Annotated in this window: 28 protein-coding genes; 18 read left to right on the top strand and 10 right to left on the bottom strand. The window is 65.4% G+C overall.

Annotated features, from left to right (window positions below; genetic code table 11):
- Positions 1-73: 73 nt before the first annotated feature.
- Positions 74-1,075, top strand: a complete 1,002-nt coding sequence (gene ilvC / locus ACFK0J_RS29315; RefSeq protein ID WP_218479118.1) for a ketol-acid reductoisomerase — start codon at positions 74-76, stop codon at positions 1,073-1,075.
- A 76-nt stretch (positions 1,076-1,151) separates the two neighbouring features.
- Here the strand turns inward: ilvC and ACFK0J_RS29310 are convergent, their stop codons facing one another.
- The 4 genes from ACFK0J_RS29310 to ACFK0J_RS29295 all read right to left on the bottom strand — a co-directional run bounded on the left by ACFK0J_RS29310 (position 1,152) and on the right by ACFK0J_RS29295 (position 4,504).
- Positions 1,152-1,901, bottom strand: a complete 750-nt coding sequence (locus ACFK0J_RS29310) for a toll/interleukin-1 receptor domain-containing protein (protein WP_378732750.1) — start codon at positions 1,899-1,901, stop codon at positions 1,152-1,154.
- A 151-nt stretch (positions 1,902-2,052) separates the two neighbouring features.
- The gene (locus ACFK0J_RS29305) at positions 2,053-2,220 is read right to left on the bottom strand and encodes a hypothetical protein (protein WP_378732748.1); all 168 of its coding nucleotides are present in this window, start codon (positions 2,218-2,220) and stop codon (positions 2,053-2,055) included.
- Between the two features lie 367 nt (positions 2,221-2,587).
- Entirely contained in the window at positions 2,588-2,887 is a 300-nt protein-coding gene (locus ACFK0J_RS29300) for a hypothetical protein (RefSeq protein WP_378732747.1), read from the bottom strand.
- 390 nt (positions 2,888-3,277) lie between these two features.
- Positions 3,278-4,504 carry a cation:proton antiporter gene (locus tag ACFK0J_RS29295; protein ID WP_378732745.1) on the bottom strand — a complete coding sequence of 409 codons (1,227 nt, stop codon included), beginning with the start codon at positions 4,502-4,504 and terminating at the stop codon, positions 3,278-3,280.
- Between the two features lie 378 nt (positions 4,505-4,882).
- Between ACFK0J_RS29295 and ACFK0J_RS29290 the strand changes: the two genes are divergently transcribed.
- Entirely contained in the window at positions 4,883-5,335 is a 453-nt protein-coding gene (locus ACFK0J_RS29290; RefSeq protein ID WP_378732743.1) for an SRPBCC family protein, read from the top strand.
- 18 nt (positions 5,336-5,353) lie between these two features.
- On the opposite strand, the gene ACFK0J_RS29285 is transcribed toward ACFK0J_RS29290, so the two are convergent.
- Positions 5,354-5,770, bottom strand: a complete 417-nt coding sequence (locus ACFK0J_RS29285) for a PPOX class F420-dependent oxidoreductase (protein ID WP_378732741.1) — start codon at positions 5,768-5,770, stop codon at positions 5,354-5,356.
- Positions 5,771-5,874: 104 nt separating this feature from the next.
- Between ACFK0J_RS29285 and ACFK0J_RS29280 the strand changes: the two genes are divergently transcribed.
- The 4 genes from ACFK0J_RS29280 to ACFK0J_RS29265 all read left to right on the top strand — a co-directional run bounded on the left by ACFK0J_RS29280 (position 5,875) and on the right by ACFK0J_RS29265 (position 10,998).
- On the top strand, positions 5,875-6,771 hold the full coding sequence (locus tag ACFK0J_RS29280) for an AAA family ATPase (RefSeq protein ID WP_378732739.1): 897 nt from the start codon (positions 5,875-5,877) through the stop codon (positions 6,769-6,771).
- Positions 6,772-7,099: 328 nt separating this feature from the next.
- On the top strand, positions 7,100-8,524 hold the full coding sequence (locus ACFK0J_RS29275; RefSeq protein ID WP_378732737.1) for a VWA domain-containing protein: 1,425 nt from the start codon (positions 7,100-7,102) through the stop codon (positions 8,522-8,524).
- 130 nt (positions 8,525-8,654) lie between these two features.
- Positions 8,655-9,818: an McrB family protein gene (locus ACFK0J_RS29270; RefSeq protein WP_378732735.1), complete on the top strand. Its 1,164-nt coding sequence runs from the start codon at positions 8,655-8,657 to the stop codon at positions 9,816-9,818.
- A gap of 1 nt (position 9,819) precedes the next feature.
- The gene (locus ACFK0J_RS29265) at positions 9,820-10,998 is read left to right on the top strand and encodes an McrC family protein (protein WP_378732733.1); all 1,179 of its coding nucleotides are present in this window, start codon (positions 9,820-9,822) and stop codon (positions 10,996-10,998) included.
- Positions 10,999-11,043: 45 nt separating this feature from the next.
- Here ACFK0J_RS29265 and ACFK0J_RS29260 read toward each other — a convergent pair whose 3' ends face one another.
- From ACFK0J_RS29260 to ACFK0J_RS29250, 3 genes are all read right to left on the bottom strand, one after another.
- Entirely contained in the window at positions 11,044-11,931 is an 888-nt protein-coding gene (locus ACFK0J_RS29260) for an HNH endonuclease (protein WP_378732732.1), read from the bottom strand.
- Between the two features lie 244 nt (positions 11,932-12,175).
- The gene (locus ACFK0J_RS29255) at positions 12,176-13,192 is read right to left on the bottom strand and encodes a Gfo/Idh/MocA family oxidoreductase (RefSeq protein ID WP_378732730.1); all 1,017 of its coding nucleotides are present in this window, start codon (positions 13,190-13,192) and stop codon (positions 12,176-12,178) included.
- Positions 13,193-13,253: 61 nt separating this feature from the next.
- Positions 13,254-14,258, bottom strand: coding sequence for a LacI family DNA-binding transcriptional regulator (locus tag ACFK0J_RS29250; RefSeq protein WP_378732728.1), 1,005 nt, complete (start codon positions 14,256-14,258; stop codon positions 13,254-13,256).
- A gap of 263 nt (positions 14,259-14,521) precedes the next feature.
- Here ACFK0J_RS29250 and ACFK0J_RS29245 point away from each other — a divergent pair, with 263 nt between their 5' ends.
- The 11 genes from ACFK0J_RS29245 to ACFK0J_RS29195 all read left to right on the top strand — a co-directional run bounded on the left by ACFK0J_RS29245 (position 14,522) and on the right by ACFK0J_RS29195 (position 24,188).
- A complete protein-coding gene (locus ACFK0J_RS29245) occupies positions 14,522-15,412 on the top strand; it encodes a TIM barrel protein (protein WP_378732726.1) in 891 nt (296 codons plus the stop codon).
- A gap of 19 nt (positions 15,413-15,431) precedes the next feature.
- Positions 15,432-16,427 (top strand): sugar ABC transporter substrate-binding protein, encoded by a 996-nt coding sequence (locus ACFK0J_RS29240; RefSeq protein WP_378732725.1) that lies wholly within the window; start codon positions 15,432-15,434, stop codon positions 16,425-16,427.
- A gap of 17 nt (positions 16,428-16,444) precedes the next feature.
- Positions 16,445-17,497: an ABC transporter permease gene (locus ACFK0J_RS29235; protein WP_378732723.1), complete on the top strand. Its 1,053-nt coding sequence runs from the start codon at positions 16,445-16,447 to the stop codon at positions 17,495-17,497.
- Positions 17,494-18,270 (top strand): ATP-binding cassette domain-containing protein, encoded by a 777-nt coding sequence (locus ACFK0J_RS29230; protein ID WP_378732721.1) that lies wholly within the window; start codon positions 17,494-17,496, stop codon positions 18,268-18,270. Before ACFK0J_RS29235 ends, ACFK0J_RS29230 begins: the two co-directional genes overlap by 4 nt.
- Positions 18,267-19,205: a 5-dehydro-2-deoxygluconokinase gene (gene iolC, locus ACFK0J_RS29225; protein WP_378732719.1), complete on the top strand. Its 939-nt coding sequence runs from the start codon at positions 18,267-18,269 to the stop codon at positions 19,203-19,205. Before ACFK0J_RS29230 ends, iolC begins: the two co-directional genes overlap by 4 nt.
- 34 nt (positions 19,206-19,239) lie before the next feature.
- Entirely contained in the window at positions 19,240-20,133 is an 894-nt protein-coding gene (locus ACFK0J_RS29220) for an aldolase (RefSeq protein ID WP_378732718.1), read from the top strand.
- Positions 20,130-21,029, top strand: a complete 900-nt coding sequence (iolB, locus tag ACFK0J_RS29215) for a 5-deoxy-glucuronate isomerase (protein WP_378732716.1) — start codon at positions 20,130-20,132, stop codon at positions 21,027-21,029. The genes ACFK0J_RS29220 and iolB overlap by 4 nt, the downstream gene beginning before the upstream one ends.
- The gene (gene iolD / locus ACFK0J_RS29210; protein ID WP_378732714.1) at positions 21,026-22,867 is read left to right on the top strand and encodes a 3D-(3,5/4)-trihydroxycyclohexane-1,2-dione acylhydrolase (decyclizing); all 1,842 of its coding nucleotides are present in this window, start codon (positions 21,026-21,028) and stop codon (positions 22,865-22,867) included. The genes iolB and iolD overlap by 4 nt, the downstream gene beginning before the upstream one ends.
- 179 nt (positions 22,868-23,046) lie before the next feature.
- The gene (locus ACFK0J_RS29205) at positions 23,047-23,475 is read left to right on the top strand and encodes a putative immunity protein (RefSeq protein ID WP_378732712.1); all 429 of its coding nucleotides are present in this window, start codon (positions 23,047-23,049) and stop codon (positions 23,473-23,475) included.
- Between the two features lie 144 nt (positions 23,476-23,619).
- On the top strand, positions 23,620-23,823 hold the full coding sequence (locus ACFK0J_RS29200; protein WP_054814460.1) for a cold-shock protein: 204 nt from the start codon (positions 23,620-23,622) through the stop codon (positions 23,821-23,823).
- Positions 23,824-23,918: 95 nt separating this feature from the next.
- A complete protein-coding gene (locus ACFK0J_RS29195; RefSeq protein ID WP_378732710.1) occupies positions 23,919-24,188 on the top strand; it encodes a hypothetical protein in 270 nt (89 codons plus the stop codon).
- 8 nt (positions 24,189-24,196) lie between these two features.
- Here ACFK0J_RS29195 and ACFK0J_RS29190 read toward each other — a convergent pair whose 3' ends face one another.
- Both ACFK0J_RS29190 and ACFK0J_RS29185 read right to left on the bottom strand, forming a co-directional pair.
- Positions 24,197-24,514, bottom strand: coding sequence for a DNA polymerase beta superfamily protein (locus ACFK0J_RS29190; protein ID WP_378732708.1), 318 nt, complete (start codon positions 24,512-24,514; stop codon positions 24,197-24,199).
- 37 nt (positions 24,515-24,551) lie between these two features.
- Positions 24,552-25,826 (bottom strand): MFS transporter, encoded by a 1,275-nt coding sequence (locus tag ACFK0J_RS29185; RefSeq protein WP_378732706.1) that lies wholly within the window; start codon positions 25,824-25,826, stop codon positions 24,552-24,554.
- Positions 25,827-25,903: 77 nt separating this feature from the next.
- Between ACFK0J_RS29185 and ACFK0J_RS29180 the strand changes: the two genes are divergently transcribed.
- A complete protein-coding gene (locus ACFK0J_RS29180) occupies positions 25,904-26,806 on the top strand; it encodes a LysR family transcriptional regulator (protein WP_378732704.1) in 903 nt (300 codons plus the stop codon).
- Positions 26,807-26,851 lie beyond the last annotated feature (45 nt).

Here is a 26,851-nt window from a genome sequence, read left to right as displayed (position 1 = left end):
AAGCCGGGACCGGGGCGCAACTTTCAGACCTATACAGAAGAATCCAGAAGGGAACCAACCAGTGGCAGTCGAGATGTTCTACGACGACGACGCCGACCTGTCGATCATCCAGGGCCGCAAGGTCGCTGTCATCGGCTACGGCAGCCAGGGCCACGCGCACTCGCTGAGCCTGCGCGACTCCGGTGTCGAGGTCCGGGTCGGCCTCGCGGAGGGTTCGAAGTCGCGGCCGAAGGCCGAAGAGGCGGGCCTGACCGTCGGTACCCCGGCCGAGGTTTCGGCATGGGCCGACGTGATCATGGTGCTCGCCCCCGACACCGCGCAGGCGTCGATCTTCACCAACGACATCGAGCCCAACCTGAAGGACGGCGACGCGCTGTTCTTCGGCCACGGCCTCAACATCCACTTCGGCCTGATCAAGGCGCCGGAGTTCATCACCGTCGCGATGGTCGCGCCGAAGGGCCCCGGCCACCTGGTGCGCCGTCAGTTCGTCGACGGCAAGGGCGTGCCCGCCCTGATCGCCGTCGATCAGGACCCGAAGGGTGAGGGCCAGGCGCTTGCCCTGTCCTATGCGAAGGCGATCGGTGGTGCCCGCGCGGGCGTCATCAAGACCACCTTCAAGGAAGAGACCGAGACTGACCTGTTCGGTGAGCAGGCCGTGCTCTGTGGTGGTACCGAAGAGCTGGTGAAGACCGGTTTCGAGGTCATGGTCGAGGCCGGCTACGCGCCCGAGATGGCCTATTTCGAGGTGCTGCACGAGCTCAAGCTCATCGTCGACCTGATGTACGAGGGTGGCATCGCCCGGATGAACTACTCGGTTTCCGACACCGCCGAATTCGGTGGCTACCTGTCGGGCCCGCGGGTCATCGACGCCGACACCAAAAAGCGCATGCAGGACATCCTGAAGGACATCCAGGACGGTTCCTTCGTCAAGCGTCTCGTCGCCAATGTCGAGGGTGGCAACAAGGAGCTCGAGGCGCTGCGCAAGGCCAACGCCGAGCACCCGATCGAGGTCACCGGCGCCAAGCTGCGTGGGCTGATGAGCTGGGTTGATCGCCCGATCACCGAAACTGCTTAGTCTGCGTCCGGTTCGCCCCGGAATCGTTTGTTTCGAAGGTCCCGTCCGTCTCCGCGATGGACGGGACCTTCGACGGTTAACGGAGTACGTCGAGTACCTGGTCCAGGCCGTCTCGATAGTCGTTTCGAAGGTCCGCGTACTTCTTGGTGCGAAGCAGCGTCGGGATCTCGCAGTCTGCAAGCAGCACAGGGATCACCACCACCTTTCCGTGCTCGACCTCCGACCAGTATTTCGTGGACCACTCGCGTTCGACCCAGCCGGAGCGAACCGAGTTGGGGCTCAGCAGAAGCAGCAGGAATTCGCATTCATCGATGCCGTGTGCGATCTTGGCGGGTATCGAATCACCCGCTCTGATCCGCCATTCGTCGAGCCACGGCACGTGTCCAGCGGCGGAGAGATCGACGGACAGCCAGACGGCGAGTTGTTTGTCTTGGGAAGAATGCGAAATGAAAACGTGGCGGCCGCCGGGGTTCCCTTCGTTCGCGCGTGCCTGCGCCAGTCGGCCTACCAGAAGCGCGTTGACCAGTGAATATTCCAGCGACAAGTCGTAGAGCTCACGATGGTCCGCGACGCCGGAGTAGGCAGCTTGGGCCATCACACTCTGCAGGGCTTCGCGGCGGGTCCAGAGGGAGTCAGTGTCTATCGGTGCGAGGTATTTGGGATGCACGATCTCGTACTTGTTCGTGAATACCAGCGGAGGCTCGCAGTAGTAGACGATCGCACGTTCACCTCTGCCCGTGTGGTGGTCGTCGTCGTAGTAGCCGATTCGCATGCCACGCTTGGGCTTCTTGACTACGACAGGGCCGTAGCCGATGGATTCGATCACGACGAAACATCCCCTCGTATCTTCTGACTTCGGCCGAGGTGCGACGTCAGCTTACGCCGCAGAGGAGTCGGGCCGGTCGATGACCGAACCACATGAGTGTCAGTCCAATAGGGCACTGGCTCGGTAATGGCGATGTGCCGGGCCGTTGTCGTCAGTTGGCGTTGCGGTTGTCGGGATCGTCGGACTGGGGGAGCTGGACCTGAGGTATCTCGGTCGCGGCGACCGTCGAGGCCGGAACCATGAGGGCGACCAGGGAACCAGCGGCGATTGTGCCTGCGAGGACCACTATGGCCAGCATCCGGTGTGAATTCGTCGTCATCTGGGAGCCCTTCTGTCTGCGGTGAAATATCCGCAGCACGACTGCAAGTTGCGTCAGGGACGAACGATCTTCGTTAGCAACCAGTTTGGTGGCGAAGTCAGTGTTGCGCTTGACCCCGGCTCCGTTGGCAGTGGCGGTTCACGAATCGAAGGTGTCGTCGTCGAACTCGACGCGAGTAAGTTGTTGAATCCTCCGGTACGACGGAATGGATCAGCTCGACGGTCTGATCATCGCGCATACGGGTGCCCGCCGATTACCTTGCTTACCGACGCCGAACATGCTGTCCCGCACAGGATCGACAGCCGGGCCGAGACTTCGGGAAGCTATCGAACGGCCCGGCACCTGTGTGGTGCCGGGCCGCCGTGTCCTAGCTGCTGCCGAACAGGCCGCGCGGCCTGTTGTCGCGGAAGTGCCAGAACGGGTCGTGATCGTGGTGGCCTCGGTCGGAGAACGGGCCGTTGTTGCAGCTCCAGTTCTTGAACGGGCCGAAGTCGCAATTGCGATCGTGGTGCGGGTGCCGAACCTCGGAAACGCCTGGCACGCCGATATTCGCATTGGCCGAGGCGGGAACGGCCAACGCGGTCAACGGAACCGCGACGATCGCACCGGCGACAGCCACTCGGGCCAGCATGCGGCGCGAAGAAGTGGACTTGGTTGTGGAGAACAACGTGGATCCTTTCACTCAGCGGTGAACTGCTCGCTCACCATCCCCCGGCTACGGTCTGCCCACGTCGTGGCGTACAGCGATCGCTGGCGCGCACCCCGCGGCAGGTCGGGATCAATTGTGTCGCCGCTGCTTTGCGGGCGCCCCCCCGGCATACCCGGCGCAGCATCGACTGCACGGCTACACTCTCGCGCATTTCGCCGGAAAGGTCACGGGTGTTGGCACGGTAGCGGGATATTTCAATCCTTAGTACTAGGGGTAAACCCCCACTGCCGCAACGGGCCCCGAATACTGGTGGCAAAGGATCTCGGGGGTAGGTGCCCGGCTCGAACTCGGCGTCGAGTGGCACATTACGGTGTGGCCTTCTCGACGTTTGCTACCGCCATGGGCCACTCATGGGGAATACGGCTTATCGCCGATGGCTTTGTCGCGTCGTCGTTTTCCTAACTGTTCCGCGACGACGGGCGCGCCGATCCCGTGCAGGACGACGCTGCCGACGACTACCACCAAGGTCACACCGATCACGAGGTAGGCGTCGTCGTCCTGGGATAATCCGTTGAAGGCGAGTAGCGCGAACACGATCGAGGCCACACCGCGCGGCCCGAGCAAACCGAGCATGAGCCGTTCACGCTGCGTGAAGGGGGAGCCGAGTAACGAGATAGCGACCGGGACGCACCGCACCACCGTCAACGCGAGCAGGCCGTACACGATCACTTGCCAGCTCAGCCAGGTGAAACTGGCGGCCGCGACATTCCCGACCACGAACCACATTGCCAGACCGCAGAATTCGGCGACATCCTCGGTCGACTGCAGTGGCTCGCCCGGTAGCTCGCGCCGCGTCGTGCTGTAGGCGATACCGGCCAGAAAGGCTGCCACGAAGCCGTTTCCGTCCAACCACACGGAAACGCTGTAGGTCAGCACGGGTATCGCGATCGTTCCGATGCGCACGGCCCGAGCGTCTGTCCAGCGTTTGCGCACGGCGACGGACATGCAATACCCGGCCACCGCACCGATCGAAAGGCCGATGAGCACCGACTTCACCACCGCGGGCACCGCCTGGCCGAGCGCGTGCATCGCCTGATCCGACTCCACGCTGGCTTCCGCGGCGGCGAGGGCGAACAGGAAGATCGGCGCGACGAGTCCGTCGTTGAATCCGCTCTCCACGTTCAGCGCGTGCCGAACCCGTTCCGGCACACGCAGATCCCGCACAATCGCCTGGGCCGGCACCAGATCGATCGGGATCACGATGCACGCGATCAGCAGCAATACCGTCCACGAAACGCCCGGCAGGAGAGCGAATCCCAGAAGATAGGCGGCCGCCAAACTGAGCGGGAAGGCGATGAACAGCAGCCGGAAGATCCCGGTGTGCCTACGACCGGACAGACCGTCGCGCACCTCCGTCGCATCGGTGAAAAGAAACAGCGCCAAGATGAACTCGACAATCCGCTGCGCCGTGTCGGTATTGATCGCCGTGGCCAGCCAGTGATCACTGCTCCAGCTCACGAGCGCGCCGACCACCACCATGGCCAACGGCGCGGTCACCTTCCAGCGGGCCATCGATCGTGACAGGCACGACCACATCAGGATGACTGTCATTGTGGCGGCGATCGCAATGAACATGAGTCTCCCGATTCGTCAGGGGCACAGGATGAGTCGGCTGGGACCGCATTTGTGTCGACTTTGTCGGTCGGGCTGGGTACTGCGAGCCGACGGTTCGTGAACGGCGGCCATGCCCAGGTTCCGCTACCTCGCAGCTAATAGCAAACGTGGAGCTTACTCGAATCATTGCCCCAGGGATGGTTCCGATCTCGGCCGACCGCGCGGGGCCGATCGTCCGTTCGCATGGAGCGTTCCAGATGTGTGCTGGTTCACACCGGGGAACTGTCACGCTCCGGCCGCGCGGCTTGTCTTGGTGTTATCGGGACCGCTCCGGCATCCACACTCCCGACAAGCTGCATCGCGCCGAGCCGGCGCATCCAACTCGAGGAGGGCAAACCCATGGAGACCATGACAGTCGAACGCGTGGTGCACGCACCGATCGACGACGTATTCGAGTGGCTCACCACGACCACCAACTACACCAAGTCCTGGCTGGTGCTGCGCTGTCGGCTCGATCGGCCCGGCTCCGGCGCTGCCTATGGCGTCGGGGCGGTGCGTGTCCACCTTTGGGTGATCGGGTGGTTTCGCGAGCGGATCACCCACTACGACCCGCCGCACGCGACCGAGTACGTGGTCGAGCGCGCATTCCCGCCCGCCCGGCACGAGCTCGGCCGCATGACGTTCACGAAGGTCGGCGACGGCACGCGCGTGGAGTGGACGACGCGCGCTGGAATCCAGATCCCACTTGTCGGAGCGTTCCTCACCCGCAGCGTCGCGCGCCCGATAATCTCCTACACCTTTGGGACCATCCTGGACGCCGCCGAAACCGCACTCGCCAAGTCGCCGTCCTAACCGATCGCGGCTGGCTGTCTACTCGACGTTGCGGGCGCCGCCATCGGGGTTCGCCGGGTCGATGTGCCAGCTCTTCACGCGGCGGGGGTGGATGCGCAGGACGTCGTTGGAGAACCATTCCGCGATCGGCGGTTCGTCCACCGTCATGGTCTCCGCTTCGCCGCGGATCTCGATGCCGCGTCCCCAGCCCGGTTTCACCGCGCCGGGTTCGTCCGGGGTCATGTCGTCGATCAGCAGGCTGACCCGCGGGTTGGCGAGGACGTTTCGATAGCGCTGTGTCGCAGCGTGATTCGGCCCGCCGATGTCGATCGTGTCGTCCGGGTTCAGCCGGAAGCCCAGCGGGCTGACCTGTGGGGCGCCGCTCGGAGAGACCGTGGCGAGGCGGGCCAGTCGCTGGGTGGCGAGGTACGCGCGTTCGGCGTCGGTGAAGATCATGCTGTGACCGTAGAACCTCGAGTGCTGTTCAGATCAAGCGCGCCACGAGTGGCAGATGATCTGGGCGCGAAGTCGCAGGATTCGGACGTTCTAGACTGCTACTGATGAGTAAGTTCTTCGGCTCCGTCGACGAGGTGACCCGGCGGCTCACCGATGCCGGGTACCTCCCGTCCATCGACATCGCCACCGCCGTTTTCCTCGCCGACCACCTCGGCAAGCCCCTCCTGATCGAGGGGCCCGCAGGTGTGGGCAAGACCGAACTAGCCAAGGCCGTCACCGCCGCGTCGACCGCCGACCTCGTCCGCCTGCAGTGTTACGAAGGCATCGACGAAGCCCGCGCCCTCTACGAGTGGAATCACGCCAAACAGCTGCTCCGCATCACCGCCACCGACAACGAGGCCTGGGACAGCACCCGCGACCACGTTTTCACCGAGGAGTTCCTGCTCGCCCGCCCGCTGCTGGCCGCCATCCGCAACCCGCGCCCCACCGTGCTGCTCATCGATGAACTCGACAAGGCCGACGTGGAGCTCGAAGGTTTGTTGCTGGAGGTGCTCGGCGACTATCAGGTGAGCATCCCCGAACTGGGCGCCATCACGGCGGTGCGTAAACCATTCGTCGTTGTCACCTCTAACGCCAACCGTGATCTGTCCGAGGCGTTGAAGCGGCGGTGCCTCTACCTTCATATCGACTACCCCACAGCGGAATTGGAACGAGCGATCGTCCGCATGAAGGTTCCTGAACTCGATGAAGCTTTGGGTGAACCGGTAGTGCGCGTCGTTGGTGCGTTGCGTGAACTGTCTCTTCGTAAACCGCCGTCCATCGCCGAAACCGTCGACTGGGCAAGAACTCTCGTAGCGCTCGGCACTCGCAGTCTGACTGGGGGCGTCGTCCGTTCTACCCTTGGGGTGCTGCTGAAATATCAAGCGGACCACCGTATTGCGGCCGAACGGCTGTCGCTGCGGGAGCCGGGTGCCGGGACCGGTGACGAGGCGGCGCAATGAATGTGCGCCGCGTTACGTTGCGGCAGTTCAAGGCTGGTCGTAGCGAGTCTGGAAGTTACGGGTCTTTTGCTGCCGACCAACGTGCTTCGCCGCTACAGATGGCTGCTCCGTGCACAACCATTGGCGGCCACGGGAGCGCGGCGAACTATACGGCCCCACAATTCGCGCCGTTGTACACCGAGGACCGGCCATCGGGCCGAGCGAACGCCTTCTCGCTTACCGCCGAGTCCGTCCTTCACTCATCTGGTTGGCGCTCCGCGCATCTGGCAGCCGGGCGCCGCCTGTCAAAGGAACCGAGCAGGTCTGCGGTGCGTCGAGAAGAGGCAGCATGACGCCCGCGTCTCGCCGCGACCGGCGGAGTGCGGACCAGCCCGCCGAGGCGATGACCGACCGCCTCGTCGAGTTCGTCGGACTGCTACGCGACCACGGAATCACCGCGGGCCCCAGCGAAACCATCGATGCCGCAGAAGCAATGCTCGCCCTCGGCTTGTCCGACCGAAACCGGCTGCGCTCCGGAATGGCCGCCTGTCTGCTGCGCCGAAACGGCCAACGCGCCGTCTTCGACCAACTCTTCGACCTCTACTTCCTGACCACCGAACAGCCACGGCAGGCATCACCCCCAACACCGGAATCCATTGAATCGCTTCGTGATCGATTGGCGGCAGTGCTCGCCGAGGACGATCCAGGTGCCGCAGCAGACCTAGCCCGCCAAGCCCTTACCGAACTCGGCGCCTACGGCGGAGCGGGCACCGGCCAAACCTCCGCTCCCGTCACTACTGCCTCCGGCGCGGGCTGGTCCTCCTACCTGACCATGAGAGCCCTACGCACAGAAGACCTTATGGACCGCATCGTCGCGGGCATGAGCGAAGCGAGTCAGCTCGACACCGCCGTCCGCACCATCGAAGCCAACCGCCGTCTCACCGAATTCCGCACCGCCGTCCAAACCGAAGCCCGCCTGCGCTCCGCCCAACTCCGCGGCACCGAATACATCGCCCGCCGCGGCGTCGAATCCAGCTCCGATCAGGTCGACTTCCTCGGCGCCCGCGAGCAAGACCTCGCCGAAATGCGCCGCCTGGTCCAGCCTTTGGCACGCAAACTGGCCACCCGCCTAGCCACCCGCCGCCGCAAATCCGTCCGCGGCCACATCGACATGCGCCGCACCCTCCGCCGCTCCATGTCCACCGGCGGCGTCCCCATCGACCCCGTCCTCCGAGCCCGCAAACACGGCCGCCCCGACCTCGTAGTCCTGGCCGACCTCTCCGGCTCGGTAACCGGCTTCGCCGAATTCACCCTCCATCTGATCCAGGCCCTCCAAGACCAACTCACCAAGGTCCGCAGCTTCGGCTTCATAGACACCTGCGACGAAATAACCGACTTCTTCACCCCAGGCGAACCCCCCTCCCCAGGCACCGCCGCCCGAATCGTCCGCGACTCCAACGTCGCCCGCTACGGCAGCTCCAACTACGGCGAAGCCCTCCAAGGCTTCACCGACAACTACCTCGACGCCCTAGGCCCCCGAACCTCCCTCCTGATCCTCGGCGACGCCCGCACCAACCGAACCACCCCCAACCTCCCTGCCCTGCAACTAATGTGCGCCAAAGCCAAACACGCCTACTGGCTGAACCCAGAACCCTCCCGCTCCTGGTCCACCGGCGACTCCGCCGCCGACGTCTACGCCGAACACATCACCATGCACGAGTGTCGGAATGTGCGCCAGCTGGCCGAAGTCGTCGGGCGACTGCTTCCAACTTGAAGCAAACGAAGTCGTGCCTACCGAAGATTGTCTGAGGTCGACGCTATCGTGGTCTCCGCTGGAGCGTCCCGGTCAGGTTGACATCTATGGGGTCAGCGTCGAGCGCATGGTGGCGATAGGGGAGTCGTAGATGGCACGGATTCGTGAGGTCGTACCGAGTACGCAGAAGATCCGACCGCACAAGGCGGAGGACGAGGTCAGCTGTCAGTACAAGGTGATCGAGGATACCGACGGTAGCCCCCTGGTTCATCTGTCCACGTTCGGTTCGAACCAGCGAGAATCGCAGCCGAAGAGCAGTCAATCGCTGCAGTTGACACTGGAGAACGCTGCTGACTTGATGGACATTTTCAGGGATGCGTTCGGTATCACCTGGGGACGCAAGGGCCGGCAGTCCTCTGCGGATGACGTCGAGCCCGAATTTCCTGATGCCACAGATGAACTCGCTGAGAAGCTGTACATGTCGAGGGAGTGGCTGCAGCAGTGCATCGAGCTGCTGAGGGATCGGCCGCAACTGATCTTCTACGGTCCGCCGGGTACGGGGAAGACATATCTCGCCAAGGCGCTTGCCGAGCATCTATCGAGTGCGGAAAAGGTGAAGGTCGTCCAGTTCCACCCCTCGTATTCATACGAAGATTTCTTCGAGGGCTTTCGACCGGGTAGGTCGAGCAACGGTCAGGTGTCCTACCACCTGCACCGAGGACCCTTGCGATTGATCGCCGAGGACGCGCGACAGAATCCGGACGTGTTGTACCCCTTGATCATCGATGAGATCAATCGCGGCAATCTGTCGAAGATCTTCGGAGAGCTCTACTACCTGCTGGAGTATCGGGACGAAAGCATCAACCTGCTGTATTCCGAGAAGGTCGAGACGTTTTACCTGCCGAAGAACGTGGTCATCATCGGAACCATGAACACGGTCGATCGCTCGATAGCATCGATGGATTCGGCTATGCGACGGCGGTTTTCGTTCGTGCACCTGCACCCATCGGAAGAGCCGACCAGCGGGATACTCCGTCGGTGGCTGGCAGACAAGGGTCTTCCGCCGGAGGCCGCCGAGCTCTTGGACGAACTGAACAACGCGATCGAAGGCAAAGACTTCAAGGTCGGTCCCTCGTATTTCATGAGGCCGGCCGCGGCAACGCGAGAAGGCATTGACCGAGCTTGGACCACGTCGGTGATGCCGCTGCTCGAGGAGTTCCACTTCCGCGATCCCGGCATTGACGTGCACGAGCGCTACTCCTTGCAGCGGATCCGAGAACGGGTGAGCAGCCGAGGCGCCGCAACGGGAGCATGATGTGCGGCCGCTGATAGATTTGATCGAGTTCGGCCCATCGAAGAAGGCCGACCTTTCGGTAACCGAGTACGAGGCATTGTCTCGGCTCGGGATCGCAAAGTTGACACCGAGTTCGACAGGTCAGTACGCCATCAAGCCGAGCGGCAAGGTGGGGTCGGTAACGTATGGCGACGTCCAGATCAACGTGCGCCCGAAGATCACCGAGCTGAACAGGCTGCTGTTCTTCGTCGGGTACTGCTCCAACCCAGCCATCTGGCGTGACGAGTTCGTGCATTTGGATCAGGCTCCCGGGTTGTACCCCGCAGTCGCCGAGTCATTTGCGCGGCTGGCGTCCCGCGCAATCGAAGGCGGTCTGCTGCAGGGCTACCAGGCGAGGTCGGATTCACTGGCCGTTGTCCGCGGTCGAGTCCAGTTCCGGGAGCAGGTGATGCGCAACTACGGTCTGCCACTACCGATTGCCGTCGAGTACGACGACTTCACGGCAGACATTCTCGAGAACCAGATCGTCCTGTTGGCGACGTTACGTCTGCTCAGTATCCCGGACATCGGGACAGAAGCGCGGCAGCAACTCAGCCGCCTCCGTTGGCTGCTCGACGAAATCACCATGTTGCCCAACCGAGGTCGTGCACCCAGATGCCACCTCGATCGAGTCAACGCCCGCTATCACGACCTACTCAGGCTGTCCGAAGTAATCCTCGACAACAGCTCCTTCGACCAACACAATGGATCGCTCGCGGTATCCGGCTTCATGTTCGACATGTGGCGCATCTACGAGGACTTCGTCACCGGCGCGATCGGCATGGCTATGCGCCAGTTCGGTGGCCACCCGAAGGTCCAGTTCGGGCGCCACTTGGACAAAGCATCCCGGATCAAGTTCATCCCGGACCTCGTCTGGTGCGACGACAACGATGTCCCGGTCGCCGTAGTCGACGCCAAGTACAAAGCGGAGAAGCCCAAAGGCTTCCCCGAAGCCGACCTCTACCAAATGCTGGCCTACTGCGCAGTATTGAACTTGTCGGAGGGACACCTGGTCTATGCCAAGGGCAACGAGCCGGCGAGAACCCACGAGATCAGAAACTGCGGCATAACCATCCACTGTCACGCCCTCGACCTCTCATTGCGGCCGAAGCAGCTATTGGCCGAGATAGATTCCCTCGCCTGCACAATCCTTCACAGGTGAGCGGCCAGAGAGCCTTCCATCGGCATCGCTTGTGTAGAGCCCATCTCAGCTGGCAGCCTGAAATTCCGTGAACCGTTCTGCTAGTCGCTCGGTCGAGGGGTGGTTCTTCTTCGAGCGTGGCAGTGCCAACGGGTTGCCGTTCATTGCCTGTAGGCCATGCTTCAACATCGACCCGCCTCGCAGGTCCTGCATCAGCTTGGCTCCGATACGGACTTCGTATCCGGGGGTTATGCCGAGAAGGTTCGCGTCGTAGGCGGCGTGATGAATCTTGCAGAGACACAGACCGTTGCTGATATCGGCGGCGCCGTGTTCCTTGCCGTCGGCAATGATGTGCGCCGCTTCCAGCAGCTGTGTGTGTCCCACACCGCATACTGCGCATCGGCTCTCGTACGCGAGAAGGACACGTGCTCTGAATTCGGGCTGGTGCAGACGTTGCCGTGTCACGCGTTGGGCGTATACGCGCTCGATTGGTTTCAGGTCCAGCGGGTTGGCAACAGTCCGCAGGCTTTCATCCAGGGCGAGGATGAATCGTCTATTCGGCATGTCGTCCGCGACCACATACACCGGACACACGGGGATGTAGACGCCATCCCGGATCCATCGAAGAAGGATGATCGGTAGATCTAACTGATACGCCCGTCTCAGCTTGGTATTGTCGCCGTTTATGTTCCCTTCCCGGTACGCGTAGGCAAACAGCGATTCGCCTACTTCCTCATCGGGATATCCACTATTCGGTGTGGACATGATCGACAGGGTGGCCAGCAGCTGCTTTGGATTCCAGATGCCTTTGTTGCGATCAATGAGCTTATAGACTTCACCCTTGACCGAGAAGTTGGTGAGCTCGGTCCGGGTCAGCGCCCCCTGCTCCTCGAGCACCTCCGACAGGTGCTCGCATATCATCAGTCGTAGCGCTCGCTCCGCCCCACTATCCACGAGTGGAGTATCCCATGGGAGTGTCTGTGATCCACCTGTCCGGGGCCGAGTGGTTCAAGTGCAGCCGCAGTGACGACAAAGCCGACTGCGCGGAGGTTGCGTTCGTTAGTGGGATGCCTTCACTTCCCTGGCGGTTGATGGCGAGTTCGATCGGCCATCGGTTTAAGCCACCGCTGCCTCCCGGCCCGCGAAAACTGTTGTGGTGCCGTGGGTCTCTACAAACGTGCAGGACCCCACCCGAATGTCAGCGAACCTCGGATGTTGCGACAAGGCGACCTTCGCGGCGAGAGAGTTCGCATGCTTCGGCTACATAGAAGGCTTCGAGCGCATCGGCTGGGCTGCACGGGTTTTCGAGGTCGCCGTTGACCACGGAGACGAAGGCGGCGAGTTCGTCGGTGTAGGCGCGGCGGAAGCGGTCCATGAAGCCTGGGTAGGCGGGGTAGGGGGAGGCGGGGTAGTCGGGTTCGACGGAGGTGAGGGGGGAGCGGTCGTCTAGGCCGACGATGGCGTTTCCCTTGGAGCCGAGGGCTTCTAGGCGGACGTCGTAGCCTGCTCCGTTGTAGCGGGTTAGGGAGACGGTGGCGAGGGTGTCGTTGTCGAGGCGGAGGAGCACCGCGGCGGTGTCGACGTCGCCTGCTTCGGTGAAGAAGGAATCGCCCTGGTTGGATCCGGTGGCGTAGACTTCGACGATCTCTCGGCCGGTTACCCAGCGGATGATGTCGAAGTCGTGGACGCCGCAGTCCCGGAAGATGCCGCCGGAGCGGGGGATGTAGTCGGCAGGGGGTGGGGTGGGGTCGAGGGTGGTGGCTCGGAGGGTGTGGAGCCAGCCGAGGGAGCCGGAGGTGATGGCGGCTCGGGCGGCTCGGTAGCCGGCGTCGAAGCGGCGTTGGAAGCCGATTTGTACTGGGACGGTGGAGTTTTGAATGTGGTTGAGGACGGCTAGGGTGCCTTCGATGTCGGCCGCGACGGGCTTTTCGCAGAAGACCGGAATGCCTTGGTCGACGGCCCTGGTGATCAATTCGGGGTGCGAGTCGGTGGCGGTGGCGATGATGAGGCCGTCGAGGTCGGCGGCGAAGAGGGTGTCGAGGTCGGGGGTGAATTCGACGCCTAGTTTGGTGGCGGTGGTGCGGGCACGGGCGGGGTCGGCGTCGGCGACGACAACGTTGGCCACGTCGGGGAGGTTTTTGAGGGTTTCGGCGTGGGAGGTGCCGATGCGGCCGGTGCCGGCGAGGCCGAGGGTGACGGCTTTGTGGGATGTCATCGACTTTCCTCCTGGTGAAATTCGGACGTGCGGTGGGGACCTGCTCGAAAGCAGGCGCAGCTCAGTTGCTCGGGGTACTCGTGGTCGAGCGGACGACCAGGGAAGGTTGTAGGCGGCGACGGACCGGGGCGGTGCGGTCGGCGCGGAGGCGTTCGACGAGCGCTTCGATGGCGAGGCGGCCCATTTGGACGCGTGGCTGGTCGATGGTCGTCAGGGAGACGTGGCGGAGTGCGGCGAGGGAGGTGTTGTCGTAGCCGACGATGGAGACGTCGTCGGGGACGCGTAGACCGGCCTCTTCCAGTGCGGACATGGCGCCGACGGCGTTGAAGTCGTTGCCGCAGACCAGGGCGGTGGGGAAGTTGTCGCGGGAGAAGATGTTCAGAAGCTTCTGTACGGCGGCCATGCCCGCGGAGTCGGTGTGTTCGCTCGGTATGACCATCGGCTCGAGTCCGTGCCGCTCCATGGCGGCGCGGTAACCCTTGCGGCGGGGCGGCGCGGTGAACGCGCTGCCGCCGTCGAGGTGCACGATGCGCCGGTGCCCAAGGGACGCAAGGTGATCCACGGCCAGCCCGGCGCCCATCTCGCCGTCATCGTTGACCGTATCGACGTCGGCGATTGCCGAACCTCGGGACACGAGAACGACCGGAGCTTGTTGCGCCGCATCGCGAATGGCGGCGGCGGGCAGGATCGGGGAGAGCAGGATGATGCCGCCGGGGCGGAACGCGAGCAGGCTCTCCAACGCGGCGCGCTCACGGGCGGCGCTGCGGCGGCCGGTGTTGAGGATCAGCTCGAGGCCGGATTCCTGTGCGGCCGTGTCCATTCCCTCGACGACATCGGCGAAGAAGGCATTGCGCAGGTCGGAGACCATGACGCCGACGATGTTCGAGGTCCGGCTGGCCAGTGAGCGCGCCATGATGTGCGGCTGATAGCCGAGGTCTTTGGCGGCTTCCAGTACGGCGCGGCGCCGATGCTCGCTCACCTTCGGGGAGTTGCGCATGACGAGCGAGACGAGGGCGCGGGAGACGCCGGCGCGCTCGGCGACGTCTTCCATGGTCGGGCGCGCCATGTCGCCTCCGTTCCGGGTTCGGTGATTCGTGCCGTGTCGGACGTTACAAGGTCGATGAGCGCTAATCAATAGAGCGCTCTAATCGGACTTTCTCCCGCTTCGAGTTTCCTGGCATTTCGCCTGGAAATTCAGATATTACCTGGTAGTAGCGATATTCTGGACAACGATGAACCTCTTGACACACTATGACCCACGTTACATAGTTGGAGCGCTCCAATTGCTTGGAGCGCTCCAACTCGACATCGAAGGTCGGAGAAGTCCTGATGACCGAACCGCTCTACCCGCTGCGCATCGCTGCCGCGCCAATCTCCTGGGGAGTCTGCGAAGTTCCCGGTTGGGGGCATGTGCTCGACGCGCGCACTGTCCTCGCGGAAATGGCCGCGCTCGGCCTGTCCGCGACCGAACTCGGCCCACCGGGCTATCTCCCGCGCGACCCGGACGAGCTACGGTCGCTGCTCGGCACCTTCGGCATCTCCTCGGTGGGCGGGTTCCTGGCGCTGGTCCTGCACGACGGACCGGAGCGCGCGATCGCGGAGGCGAAGGACACCGCCGCGTTGTTCGCCGCGACCGGCGCAGATGTGCTCGTGCTCGCCGCGGCGACCGGTCTCGGCGGCTACGACGCGCGCCCGCGGCTGAGCGAAACGGAGTGGCGCACGCTCATCGACACCGCCGCCGCGATCCGTGACATCGCCGCCGAGCACGGCCTGCGCACGGTGCTGCACCCACATGTCGGCACGCATGTGGAGACCGAACCCGAAGTCGAACGCTTCCTTGCCGATTCCGACCTCGACATCTGTCTCGATACCGGCCACCTGCTGATCGGCGGCACCGACCCGGTGCTGCTCGCGCGCCGACATGCCGGGCGCATCGGGCACATTCACCTGAAGGACGTCCGCAGCGCGGTGGCCGACGAAGTACGCGGTGGCGCAATGGAATACAGCGAGGCAGTCCGGCGAGGCCTTTATGTTCCGCTGGGCGAGGGTGACGTCGACATCGCCGCTCTGGTGCACGGCATGCAGGCCGCCGGTTACCGAGGCTGGTACGTGATGGAGCAGGACACCGCCCTGCAGCCGACCGACTCGGCAGCGCTGCCGACTCGGGATACCGAACGCAGCCTGCGCCACCTCGCGGGCCTCGCCACCGCACGAATCTAGTGGGGAAGTGATGACAACGATGTCTCTTCGAGTTCGCCGAGGGTGGCAGCGCTCGCGCCGCCTACTGCCCTGGCTCGCCGCCGCGGCGGTACTCACCGCCTGCAGCGGACCCGGCGCCGACGTGCCCGCACCGACCCAATCCCCGGTGGCCGCAGGCAAATTGAACTCCGTAGCGGTGGTCACCCACGGTAGTCCCGGTGACGCCTTCTGGAACGTCGTCAAAAACGGCGCGGAGGCGGCGGGCAAAGATCTCGGCGTCCGGGTCGAATACAACTCCGCAGGCGACCCAGGTCAGCAGGCGAAGCTCATAGACAACGCGGTCGCGCAGGGAGTGGACGGGCTGGTCGTCTCGATGGCCAACCCCGACGCGCTGCGGCCCTCGCTCGAAAAGGCGGTAGCCGCGGGCATCCCGGTGGTGACCATCAACTCGGGCGAGAGCGAGAGCAGCAAGTACGGCGCCATCGGCCATGTGGGACAAAGCGAGTCGCTGGCCGGGCAGGCGGCGGGCAAGCGCCTCGCCGATTCCGGGCGCAAGAAACTGCTCTGCGTGATCCATGAGGCGGGCAATATCGGCGCCAACCAGCGGTGCGAGGGCGCGACCAAAGCTTTCGGCAACGGCACGACGCTGCAGGTCGACATCAACAACCCGACCGACGCCCAGTCCCGCATCAAGGGCGCACTGGAGGCCGACCGGTCCATCGACGCCGTACTGACGCTGAATTCGCAGGTCGCCGCGCGTGCGGTGGACGGGGTGAAGGAGTCGCAGTCCGCCGCGACCGTCGCGACCTTCGACCTCAACACCGATGTGGTCGAGGCCATCCGCGCGGGCAAACTGCTGTTCGCCGTCGACCAGCAGCAGTACGAGCAGGGCTATCTGCCGGTGGTGTTGCTGCAGGCCTACCGGACGAACCTGAACACCGTCGGTGGTGGCGCACCGGTGCAGACGGGTCCGGCCTTCGTCGACAAGAACAACGTCGATGCCGTCGCCGCGCTCGTGGCACAGGGCACGCGCTGAGGTCAGGAGTGGATGAAATGACTGTTGCCACAAAAGCATCCGAGGCCGCGCCGGGCTCGCAACCGAAGGGGCCGACGCTGATGCAGCGGTTGGTCGTCCGGCCGGAGATCGGTGCCGCGCTCGGCGCGCTGCTGGTGTTCGTGTTCTTCTCGATCATCACCGATCGCTTCCTGAGTCCGCTGGGCATCGCGACCTGGCTGGACGATTCGTCCACGCTCGGCATCATGGCGGTCGCGGTGGCGCTGTTGATGATCGGTGGTGAGTTCGATCTGTCGGCCGGTGTGATGACCGCGTCGACCGCGTTGGTCACCGCACTGCTCGCGGTGCACGCGGGCTGGAACGTCTGGTTCGCGCTGCTGGCCTCACTGGTACTGGCTTTGCTCGTCGGCGCGTTCAACGGCTGGCTCGTGATGCGCACGGGGTTGCCGAGCTTCATCGTCACGCTCGGCACTTTCCTTGCGCTACAGGGCCTGAACCTCGGCGTCACGCGGCTGGTCACCGGAACCGTACAGGTGTCGGGAATTCGGAGCGCGGACGGCTACAACTCAGCAGGCTGGGTATTCGCCTCGACGTTGAACATCGGTGATGCTCGCATCCAGGCCTCGGTCGTCTGGTGGATCGTGTTGACCGCGATCGCCGCGATCGTGCTGGTGCGCACCAAATTCGGCAACTGGATCTTCGCGGTGGGCGGTTCGTTGACGAACGCGCGTGCCGTCGGTGTGCCCGCGGATCGGACGAAAATCGTGCTCTTCATGACCACCGCGTTCGCCGGTTGGGTGGTCGGCTCCTGCGGCATCCTGCGTTTCACCAGCGTGCAGGCCAATCAGGGAGTCGGACTCGAATTGCACTACATCATTGCCGCGGTTGTCGGCGGCTGTCTGCTGACAGGCGGTTTCGGTTCGGCCATCGGCGCCGCGATCGGTGCGCTGATCTTCGGCATGGCGCGGCAGGGAATTGTGTTCGCGCGCTGGGACAGTGACTGGTTCATGCTGTTCCTCGGCGTGCTGCTGCTGGCGGCGGTGTTGGTCAACAACAGATTCCAGAAGCGAGCCGAAAGGGTACGCCGATGACACCTCCACTGATCGAGGCCGTTGATATCGGCAAGAGCTACGGCGGCGTCGTCGCGCTGCAGGACGTGTCCACCGTGGTGAACGCGGGCCAGGTCACCTGCATCCTCGGTGACAACGGCGCGGGCAAGTCGACGCTCATCAAAATCCTGGCGGGCGTGCACCAGCACGACCGCGGCGAACTGCGGATCGACGGACAGCCGGTCCGACTGTCCTCGCCGCGTGCGGCGTTGGATCACGGCATCGCCACCGTCTATCAGGACCTGGCGGTGGTGCCGTTGATGAGTGTCTGGCGCAACTTCGTGCTCGGCTCGGAGCCGACCACCGGCCCCTTCCGCCTGCTCGACCGCAAGAAGGGCCGGGAGATCGCCCGACAAGGGTTGGCCGACATGGGTATCGAGCTCCGGGACATGGAGCAGCCGGTCGGTACGCTCTCCGGCGGCCAGCGGCAGTGCGTCGCCATCGCGCGAGCCGTGCACTACGGCGCCAAGGTGCTGATCCTCGACGAACCGACCGCCGCGCTCGGCGTCAAGCAGGCGGGGGTGGTGCTGAAGTACGTTGTCCAGGCGCGTGATCGGGGGCTCGGGGTCATCCTGATCACCCACAACCCGCACCACGCCTTCCCGGTCGGCGACCGGTTCCTGCTGCTGAAACGCGGCACGATGCTCGGCTCGTACGAGAAAACCGAGATCGATCTGTCGGAGCTCACGCGGCAGATGGCGGGCGGGGCTGAACTGGACGCGTTGCAGCACGAACTGCAGCGGGCCGTATCGTGACCGGCCTGGAAGCGTTGACGATCGGCCGGGTCGGCGTCGACCTCTACCCGCAGCAGAGCGGTGTCGGACTCGCCGAGGTCGACTCCTTCGCGAAGTTCTTGGGCGGCACCGCGACCAACGTCGCGGTCGCCGCCGCGCGACTGGGCCGCCGCAGTGCGGTGCTGACGAAGGTGGGTCCGGACGGCTTCGGCGACTACGTCCGAACGGCATTGGCGGACTTCGGCGTATCGGCCGACTATGTGTCGACCGCGCCGGATCTGTTGACGCCGGTGGTCTTCTGCGAGCTGAAACCGCCCGCCGATCCGCCGCTGCTGTTCTATCGGGCGCCTATTGCACCGGATCTCACCCTCACCGACGACGAGGTGCCGTGGGAGGTGGTGGATTCGGTTCCGCTGCTGTGGGTTACCGGCACCGGGGTGAGCGCGGAGCCGGGCCGCACCACCCAGCGCCGGATTCTCGAACGCCGGGCTCGCCACGGGCACACCGTGCTGGATCTCGACTACCGGCCGATGTTCTGGCCGGATGTCGACACCGCCCGGGCCGAGATCGGTTGGCTGGTCGATCATGTGAGCGTCGTCGTCGGTAACCGCACCGAGGTCCAAGTCGCCGTCGGGACAGCCGATCCCGACGAGGCCGCCGACCGGCTGCTGGCTCGCGGCGTCCGCCTCGCGGTGATCAAGCGTGGCGCCGAGGGCGTGCTCGTCGCCACCGAATACGAACGTTGGACGGTGCCGCCGTGCCGCGTCGAGGTGGTCTGCGGACTCGGTGCGGGCGACGGATTCGGCGGTGCGCTGATCCACGGCCTGCTCTCGGACTGGGACCCGCACCGCATCGCCACCTACGCCAACGCCGCGGGCGCCCTGGTGGCGTCCCGGCTGGCGTGCGCGGACGCCATGCCGACGAACTCCGAGATCGAGGAACTGTTATGCCGCTGAGGCATACCGCAAAGACAGAATGGGAGAACCTACCGTGCAGTTGACCGACGAACGCTGGCGTGAACTGCTGCGCGTCCGCGCGACGGACCCGGCGGCGGTCGAACGGGCTTATGCGAAACGGGTCCGCCGCCCGAACCTGTTGGCGGGCAAGGAGACACTGTTCCTGATCGCCGCGGACCACCCGGCCCGCGGTGCGCTCGGCGTCGGCTCGGACCTGACCGCCATGGCGGACCGGCGCGCGCTGCTGGGGCGGCTGCTGATCGCGCTGTCCCACCCGGACGTGGACGGCGTGCTCGGCTCGCCGGACGTGGTCGAGGAGCTGCTGCTGTTGGGGGCGTTGGACGACAAGGTCGTCATCGGCTCGATGAACCGTGGCGGTCTGGCCGGTGCCGAGTGGGAGATCGATGACCGCTTCACCGGATACGACGCCGACTCGCTGGCGCGGTTCCGTCTGGACGGCGGCAAAATGCTGCTCCGGCTGGTCGATTCCGACGCGGGCACGGTACCGACATTGCAGGCGTGCGCGCAGGCGGTCTCCGAACTCGCGGCGAACGGCCTCATGGCCATGGTCGAGCCGTTGCCGTACCACCGCGACCAGTCCGGTGCCCTGGTGATGAGCAAGGACGCCCCGTCGCTGTCCCGGGCCATCACCGTGGCGTCCGGCCTCGGCGTCACCTCGGCTTACACCTGGCTGAAGATCCCTGCGCCGCAAGACGTTTCCGTCCTGGACGCGACGACCTTGCCCGTGGTCGTCCTGGGCGGCGCCCCCTCCGGCGATCCGGTGGCCGACCTCGCGTTCTGGGACGGTGCCCTCGGTCACGATGTGGTGCGCGGGCTTGTCGTCGGCCGCACCCTGCTCTACCCACCCGACGGTGACGTCGGCGCGGCCGTCGACGCGGCGGCCAAGATGTTGAAGGAGGCTCGATGAAGCCTGCGATGAAACTGCACCGGCCCGCCGGAACGCTCAGCGAGGGTGGCGATCCCATCCTGCTCACGCCCGAGGAAGCCGGATGGACCTACACCGGCTTGCGGGTGCTGAAGCTGCGTGCCGGTGAAACGCGGAGAATCGAGACCGGCGAGTACGAAGCGTTCGTCCTGCCGCTCGCCGGAGCGTGCACCGTGCGCGTGGACGGCATGACGTTCGAATTGTCCGGCCGGGCTTCGGTGTTCACCCGGGTGACGGACTTCGTCTACGTCCCGCGCGACGCCGAGGTCGAGCTCACCGCTGACGGTGACATCGAGCTCGCCCTCCCCATGGCACGCTGTACCAACCGCTTGGAGCCCAAATACGGCCCGGCCGAGGAGGTCCCGGTCGATATCCGCGGCGCGGGCCGAGCCACCCGCCAGGTCACCAACTTCGGCGTCCCCGGGGCGTGGGACCACGCCGACAAACTCAATGCCTGCGAGCTGATCACCCCGGACGGCAACTGGTCCTCCTATCCGCCGCACAAGCACGATGAGGCGAGCGACTGCGAGGTCGTCAACGAGGAGATCTACTACTTCCGGATTGCCGGACGCGACGGAACCACGCCGTCACGCGAGGGATTCGGGATACACCGCACCTACACCGCCGACGGCGCGATCGATGAAAACGTCGCCGTGCGCGACGGTGATGTCTTCCTGGTCCCGCGTGGCTATCACGGGCCGTGCATCGCCGCACCGGGCTATCCGATGTACTACCTCAACGTGCTGGCGGGCCCCGCCGAGGAGCGTTCGATGGCCTTCTGCGACGACCCGGCACACAGCTGGGTACGTGGTAGCTGGGACGTACAGTCTCGCGATTCCCGCTGCCCGGTCACCAATCACGAAGGACGGATCGGATGAAACTGACCGCGGCGCAGGCATTGGTGGCCTGGCTGGTCGCCCAACAATCGGAAACCTTGGACGGCCGCGAAGTGCCGTTGTTTCCCGCCGTTTTCGGCATCTTCGGACATGGCAATGTGCTCGGCCTCGGCACCGCCTTGCAGGAGCGGCGGGACGAAATCCCGGTCTGGCGTGGGCACACCGAACAGGGCATGGCCCTGGCCGCCGTCGGCTACGCCAAGGCGACCCATCGACGGCAGGTCGGCGTGGCCACCTCCTCGATCGGCCCCGGTGCGTTGAACATGGTGACCGCCGCCGGTGTCGCGCACGCGAATCGTCTTCCGCTGCTGCTGCTTCCGGGCGACACCTTCACTACCCGCGCACCCGATCCCGTGCTCCAGCAGGTCGAGCACTTCGGCGACGCGACCGCGACGGTGAACGACGCCTTCCGTGCGGTGAGCCGCTATTTCGATCGGATCACCCGGCCGGAGCAGCTGATTTCCACACTGCCCCAAGCGGTCCGGGTGCTCACCGATCCGGCCGAGGCGGGGCCGGTGACCCTCGCGCTGCCCCAGGACGTGCAGGCCGAGACCTACGACTTCCCGGACGCGCTGTTCGAGCCGGTCGTTCATCGCGTCCTACGTCCCCGGCCCGACGAGCGTGCGCTGGCGGATGCCGCCGAGGCCCTGCGCAACTCGGCAAGGCCGCTGCTGGTGCTCGGCGGCGGTGTCCGCTATTCGGGCGCGGGCCGCACCGTACTCGAATTCGCTGAGCGCCACGGCATTCCGGTCGTCGAGACGACAGCCGGGCGCACACTGGTGTCGCATGAGCATCCGCTCTACGCCGGTCCACTCGGTGTCACCGGCTCGACCTCGGCGAATACCCTGGCCGCCGAAGCCGACCTGGTCCTCGCCATCGGCACCCGGTTGCAGGACTTCACCACCGCCTCGTGGACGGTCTTCGCGCGAGAAGTCCGCCTCGTCACCATCAATACGGCACGGTTCGACGCGGTCAAGCACGGTGCCCTCGCCATAGTCGGCGATGCCGAGGCAACGGTCCGTGACCTGGCGGGGCACCTGCGCGAATGGCGCGTCGATCCCACCTGGACCGCCTGCGCCGCAGCTCAGCGCGGTAGCTGGGACGCCCACATCGAAAAGTTGCGCGCCCCCACGCCGGGCACGCCGAGCTACGCCCAGGTGGTGGGCGTCGTCAACGAACTCAGCGGACCCAACGACTACGTCATGACCGCTTCGGGCGGCTTGCCCGGCGAACTCATCGGCGGTTGGCGCGCCTGCGGCGGCACCCCGGCCATGGACGTGGAATACGGCTTCTCCTGCATGGGCTACGAGCTCGCCGGAGCCTGGGGCGCGGCCATGGCACACACGGACGGCCTGGTCACCACCATGCTCGGCGACGGTTCCTACCTGATGCTGAACTCCGAACTGTCCTCGGCGGCCTTCGCGGGCCACGCGTTCGTCGCGGTCGTCTGCGACAACGACGGCTACGCGGTGATCGCCCGCCTGCAGGAGGGACAAGGCGGCGCGGCGTTCAACAATTTCTACGCCGACTGCCGCACCATCCACGACGAGCCGCCGCGGGTGGACTTCGCCGCGCATGCCCGCGCGCTGGGCTGCGCCGTCTTCACCGCCACTGACCTGAACGAGTTTCGCGACGCTTACGCCGATGCGCGGGATGCCGCCGTCGGCGAGTCCCGTCCGGCCGTGCTGGTGATCCGCACCCAACCGTCGAGCTGGACCGAAGCGGGCGCGTGGTGGGAGGTCGGCGTCCCCGAACACCTGTCCGGACGCACCGCCTACACCGAAGCCAAACCGCGCCAGGTGCGCTACCTGCGCTCGTGAACAAGCGGGCAGGTGAGCTGCGCGACGCGGTAGAAAGTCGTAGGATGACTTAGCGGCGCGATGGTGCGCCGAGAACGATGGCCTTTGCGGCACAACGGAAGTAGACGTTGCCGAGCATCGGCGAGCAAGTGCGTCGAGAAGGAGAAGGCCGTGCGGACCGAGGCGATCAGAGCGGGTCGGTGACCCTCGACAGCGGCGACCACACGGCGTTGGCGTTGTGGGCCGCGGCTTGCGCCGAACACGTGCTGCCGCTGTTCGAGCGCGATCGACCGGATGATGTGCGACCGGCAGCGGCCGTCGCCGCCGCCAGGGCGTGGGCGCGCGGCGAGCTGACGATGCCGGAGGCCCGCGATGCCGCCTTCGCCGCGCACGACGCGGCCCGAGAAACCAACGACGCGGCCGCCTATGCGGCGCGATCGGCCGGACACGCGGCGGCCACCGCGCATGTCGCCGGCCACGCCATGCATGCGGCGAACTATGCGGTGAAGGCGGTACAGGCCGATTCGTCGGCGGGGAACGACGAACGCGCCTGGCAAGAAGCGCAGGTACCTGTACGACTGATCCGGCTGGTGTTCCCGGATCGGGGCCTGTCAGAGCGTGGGAGGTGAAGGCAACAGCCCGTCGGCAAGCGTTGTTTTGCTCACAGTCGGCCGGGCAACATGTGGAGAAATTCGTCGGATCATGGCATCGTTGATCTACGAGACCAGGGCATTCCATTTGCCAGAATCTGGCTCGTCTACAGAAAGTATGAAATGGCTCAGGGCATTGTGAAGTGGTTCAACAGCGAGAAGGGCTTCGGCTTCATCGCGCAAGACGGCGGAGGCCCCGACGTCTTCGTGCATTACTCGGCCGTTAGCGGCGCGGGTTTCCGGTCCCTCGATGAGGGGCAGCGCGTGGAGTTCGAGATCGGCCAGGGCCAGAAGGGCCCGCAGGCGCAGGACGTTCGCGTTCTCTGATCTGATCGCTCCTAAGCTTTCTTGAAAGGCCCCACACCGGCATGGTGCGGGGCCTTTCACCGTTTCCGGAGACTTTCGCTATGCCGTGCGGGTGAATGCCGTCGGCGGCCCTCGACCGCGAGCCGCCTATCCAGCTGGTGCCGGTGATGGCGCAACTCGGTGCGTGGGGATTGTGGCACCGGCCGACGACCAAGCAGCTGCGGGTGCGAGCCGAGCTGTTGGAGTCGGGCGGCCCCGAACTGTGGGCGGAGTTCATGGGCGAACTACGGGAGTCCCACCTCGGAATTCCCCGCCCGGACCAGGACCGGCCGACCGCCACGCAGCGGCTGGCGCAGGCCTACGCGGATGCCGTCGCCGAAGCGTAGGCGGGCGCTCAGATACCTCGAGGGAGCACGGGTTCCGACTGCGCCTCATGGCGGAAGAACTCCGCCGTGCGGGTTCGGGCGCGCTCCAGATCCGGGTCGGCTGTCTTCGGGAAAGCGGTTACGGCCAGCTCGAATTCGGACTCGATGAACGCGGCGATCGGCATCGGCACTGTGCCGCTGCTTATTTCGCGGGTCCGTGACTTGAGCTCGGTCAGCTCGGCCACCGCCGCAACCAGTTCGGCGGGCAGGTCGCACTGGTCCATCAGCGTCGGTAGATGCATCGGTGCCACCGGGTCCATCGAGGCCGGGATCGCGCGCAAGGACATGCGGTGATGCTATGTGTCCGACGATCGTGAGTGCAGCTTATTTTCCGCTAACGCCCAGTTGGGGCCTGCCGGGCGCGCTGCCGAAGGCGGCGGTCGACAGCGCGGCGAGGGCGAGCGCACCGCCGAGCCACATCACCGAGGTCACCCCGAGGGCGTCCGCGGCCAGCCCGCCCGCCAGCGAGCCGAGCGCGATGGCGGCGTTGAACACCCCGGCGAAGAGCGAGGACGCGCCCTCTTTGGCGTCGGGCGACGCAGCGAAGATCCAGCTCTGCGTGCTCACCGACACCCCGCCGTAGGACAGCCCCCACACGACCATCAACAGTGCGGCGAGGGCTAGCGAACCGCCGAGGGCGGGCACCAGGAACACCGTCGCCGCCAAGGTCACGCTGAGTGCGATAAGGGTCGTGCGTGGTGTCCGAGCCGCAGCCGCGCCGGAGCCGAAATTGCCTATCACACCGGCGATTCCGTACACCAGCAGCAGCGTCCCGATGGTCGCCGCACCAACCCCGGTCACTTGCTCGAGCACCGGCCGAATGTAGGTGTAGGCGGCGAAATGCCCGGTCACCAGAAACGCGACAACAAGCAAACCCGTGCGCAACCGCGGCTGTCGAAGCAGTCGGAACACACCGCCGAGCGGAACCACCTGCGCCGCGGGCAGGCGCGGCAGCAGCACCGCCATCGCGATCAACACCAGCGCCGCGAGACCGGCGGCGGCGAGGAAGGCGACGCGCCATCCGGCGAGCGCGCCCAGGTAGGTTCCCGCGGGAATGCCGAGCACCGATGCCACGGCAACGCCGCTGAACACCAACGATGTCGCCGCACCGACCGACCGAGCGGGCACCAGTCGGGTGGCCAGGCTCGCCGCGATCGCCCACACGCCGCCCATGCCGATGCCGACCAGCACCCGGGCGCCGAGCATGACACCGAAGTTCGGCGACCACGCCGCCCCAAGATTGCCGAGTACCAACACCGCCATCAGCACGCACATCACGAACCTGCGATCGAAGCGACCGAGGACGGCGGTGAGCACGGGTGCGGAAACGGCGGCGACCAGACCGGTGACCGTCAGCGAAAGCCCGGCTACGCCCTCGGACACCCGCAGTGCGTCGCCGATCGGAGTGAGCAGGCCGACCGGCAGCATCTCCGAGGTCACCACCGTGAATGTGCCCGCGGTCACGGCGCCGACACCGAGCCATCCGCGCACGGTCGAGCTGCGCTGGGTCGTCGAGCTGCGCTGGGCCGTCGAGCTGCGCTGGGCTGTCGAGCTGCGCTGGGCGGCCGTACCGCTCGCGACTTCCTGAACCTCTGTCATGACACCGAGCCAAGTGCGCGCGGAGCTCGGAAACAACGGCGAAGGTCTCATAGTTCTATGAGCTGTACTCATCGACCGTGGAGAGGAAGCGAATGGGCGGCCTGGAAGTCCGCGAGTTGGAGGCCTTCCTCGTACTGGCCGAGGAACTGCACTTCGGCCGCGCCGGTGAACGGCTGTACGTGTCGCAGAGCCGGGTGAGCCAGCTGTTGCGGGCGCTGGAGCAACGGGTCGGCGCCAGGTTGGTCGAACGCACCAGCCGTAAGGTCGAGCTCACACCGCTCGGCAAGGACTTCCTGGCGGATCTACAGCCCGCCTACGCCGCGCTACGGGCGACGGTGGACGACGCCCGTGCGGCCGCGCGTGGGGTGGATGGACTGCTGCGCATAGGTTTTCAAGGTTCCTCCAACCAGCACCTGATGGATGCGATCGCGCTGTTCCACCGCAGATTCCCGGACTGCTCGACCGAGCTGGTAGAGATCTCGCTGGCCGATCCATTCGGCCCGGTGCAGCGCCATGAAGTCGACACGGCCGTGGTGCTTTTGCCGATGGGGGAGAGCGATCTCGTTCTGGGACAGGTTTTTTCCGAGCAACCGCAGACTTTGGCCGTATGCAGCGGGCATCCGCTGGCCAGGCGGCCCGCACTATCGGCCGAGGACCTGGCGGGGTTCTCGTTGATCGGTGTCCGTGGCCCAGCGCCCCGCTATTGGCGGCGCGCGCAGGCCTTGGATGTCACGCCGGGCGGGCGGGTGATCTCGGCGGGACCCGAGGTCGGCACGCTGGAGGAAGGGCTCGCGCTGGTGGCGGCGGACCTGGGCGCGATGCTGCTGTGTCACCCGACGGCCGCGTACCACGGTCGGCCCTCTGTCACGTTCGTCCCGGTGACCGGGTTGGCCCCCTCACGACTCGGGCTGATCTGGCATCGCAACCGGGAGACCGCGCGGGTGCGTGCCTTCTCGCAGGCGGTCGCGGCGGTGGGCTGAACCCACATTGCGAAGCTGGCGAACAATAGGGGGGCCGGTTTAACC

This window comes from Nocardia brasiliensis (assembly GCF_042691675.1).
GTDB classification, from domain to species: domain Bacteria; phylum Actinomycetota; class Actinomycetes; order Mycobacteriales; family Mycobacteriaceae; genus Nocardia; species Nocardia brasiliensis_D.
This window is presented reverse-complemented; position numbering and strand designations above follow the sequence as displayed.